This is a genomic window from Methylobacterium sp. WL103, from assembly GCF_008039885.1.
GTDB classification, from domain to species: Bacteria; Pseudomonadota; Alphaproteobacteria; order Rhizobiales; family Beijerinckiaceae; genus Methylobacterium; species Methylobacterium cerastii.
In genome coordinates this window covers 1-2,130 of record NZ_VRUX01000672.1, presented here as the reverse complement: position 1 = coordinate 2,130, position 2,130 = coordinate 1, and the positions used below count along the sequence as shown (strand labels likewise).

Annotated in this window: 2 protein-coding genes and 1 pseudogene; 1 reads left to right on the top strand and 2 read right to left on the bottom strand. The window is 72.6% G+C overall.

The genetic code is table 11. The features are described 5' to 3' along the window. Positions 1-485, bottom strand: a pseudogene (locus tag FV222_RS24020) (sensor histidine kinase); the annotation flags it as partial. 256 nt (positions 486-741) lie between these two features. Here FV222_RS24020 and FV222_RS24015 point away from each other — a divergent pair. Beyond that, positions 742-1,740: a bifunctional riboflavin kinase/FAD synthetase gene (locus tag FV222_RS24015; protein ID WP_147761793.1), complete on the top strand. Its 999-nt coding sequence runs from the start codon at positions 742-744 to the stop codon at positions 1,738-1,740. Between the two features lie 7 nt (positions 1,741-1,747). Here FV222_RS24015 and FV222_RS24010 read toward each other — a convergent pair whose 3' ends face one another. After that, positions 1,748-1,954, bottom strand: a complete 207-nt coding sequence (locus tag FV222_RS24010) for a hypothetical protein (RefSeq protein WP_147815826.1) — start codon at positions 1,952-1,954, stop codon at positions 1,748-1,750. Positions 1,955-2,130: the final 176 nt, after the last annotated feature.

The window sequence follows — 2,130 nt, the reverse complement described above, 5'->3', positions numbered from 1 at the left end:
GCCTGGAGCAACAACGCCTGCGTCCGGCTCGGGCGGCGGAGCGCCGCGGGCCGCTCGGTGCGCAGCGCGTCGGCGTTGATCTGCGCGATGCTCTCGCGCTCGGCCGAGGGCAGGTCGGTCTTGGGCCCGGTGCCCTCGTAGGTCGGGAAGGCGTAGGCGACCGAGCCCTCGGCGGCGGTCCAGACCCCGCCCTCGACGCCGGGCGACCGGGCGAGCGCCACGCTCACCGCGTCGGCGAGGTCGGCGCGAAGGCTGGCGTCGACGATCCGCGTCGAGGCCATCGCGCCGGTGACGAAGGCGGTGCGATCGACGATCTCGCGGCAGGCGCGGGCGACCGCGACCTCGGCCTGGCCGACCTGCACGTCGGCCGACTGACTGTAGAACGCGAACAGCAGGTAGCCGGTGGCCGCGGCGGAGGCGAGGAGCAGCAGCCAGAGCGCGAGCAGCCGCGCCCGCAGCGAGCGCGGGATCACCGGCCGCGCCATCGCCGGCCTTGCTCGAAGCGGATCTCGCGCACCGGGCGTCGTCGCCCCCCTCAACGGCCGGGCGCCACCGCCTCGGATGCTGCCGGTCGTCGCATGTTCCGCCCGGCCGACCAAGCGGACGGAACGCCTTGCGATGTTCGGTCCCCAGCGCGCCGCTCTCGCTTGACCGCCCCGGCGGTTTTCGACAGGGTCCGCGGCGCTGCAATCCGCGGTTCCGGCGAGGGCCGCCGCACTGGACGATCCGCAAAAGCTCCCGATGGCGTCAGGCGACGAGACGGCTCCCGAGACGGCTCCCTGGCCCTTCACGATCTGCCGCGAGGACGAGCCGGTGCCGGCAGCCCTGCGCGGCGCCGTCGCCGGGATCGGCAACTTCGACGGGGTCCATCGCGGGCATCGCGAACTGGTGGCCGCAGTGCGCGGAGCCGCCGCCGAGACCGGCGCGCCCTCGGCGATCCTCACCTTCGAGCCGCATCCGCGCGCCTACTTCGCCCCCGACAAGCCGATGTTCCGCCTCACCGGCGTCGCCGCCCGCGAGATCGTCTTCCGCCGGCTCGGCCTCGACGGGGTGATCGTGCGCCGGTTCGACGCGGGACTCGCCGGCACCGGCGCGCGCGACTTCGTGGAGCGGCTGCTGCGCGACGACCTCGGCCTCACCGGCGTCGTCGTCGGGCACGACTTCCACTTCGGGCGCGGACGCGAGGGCACGCCGGCGACGCTCGCGGCACTCTGCGCCGAGATCGACCTGTCCTGCCGCGTCGTGGCACCGGTGGCGCACGGCGGCGAGGCCGAGCCGGTCTCGTCGAGCGCGATCAGGCGGGCGCTGGCGGAGGGCGACGTGGCCCGTGCCAACGCGCTGCTCGGCTACCGCTGGTTCGTGCTCGCCGCCGTGCGGCACGGCGACAAACGCGGGCGCACGCTGGGTTACCCGACAGCCAACCTCGCCCTCACCGAGTGCGCGCTCGCCCACGGCATCTACGCGGTGCGCGTGCGCTTGCCCGACGGCACGATGCGCGACGGCGTGGCGAGCTACGGTCGCCGCCCGACCTTCGACGACGGCGCGCCGCTCCTGGAAGTGAACCTGTTCGGCTTCTCGGGCGACCTCTACGGGCAGGAGATCGCGGTCGAACTCGTGGGCTTCATCCGCGGCGAGGAGCGGTTCTCGAGCGCCGAGGCGCTGATCGCCCGGATGGACGTCGATTCGGCCGAGGCGCGCACGATGCTCGCCGCCGACCGGACGCCGTCGATGCTCGGCTGAGCCGCCCTCAGGGCGCGGCGGCCAATGCCAGGGCCGCGTGCCGCAAATCCTTCGCGTCGTGGCCGCCGCTGACGGCGTAGGCCGAGTCGCCGGTGGTCCAGGCGAGCGTCGCGCCGTCGCCGGCATCCTCTACATCGGTGGCGAGCCCGGCCGCCTGCACGAGGCCGGACGAGCGGCGCCGGGTCGCGAACAGCGAGACCTGTCTCTTATACAAATCTCACGCTGACGACGACTCCTTACGTGAACATCTCGGTGCTCGACGTATCAAAAAAAAAAAAAAACAAGTTCACATTGCAGTTATGGGAGGCGATAGACAAGGAAGTGGTGGCGGGCTGGTGAAGGTGGATGGAGTAGTCGGAGTAGGGCAGGCCGCGGGTGCGCGGGTCGCGG

Excerpts from the sequence above, each read along its gene's own strand:
- FV222_RS24015 (WP_147761793.1), top strand. The coding sequence starts at position 742 with ATGGCGTCAGGCGACGAGACGGCTCCCGAGACGGCTCCCTGGCCCTTC.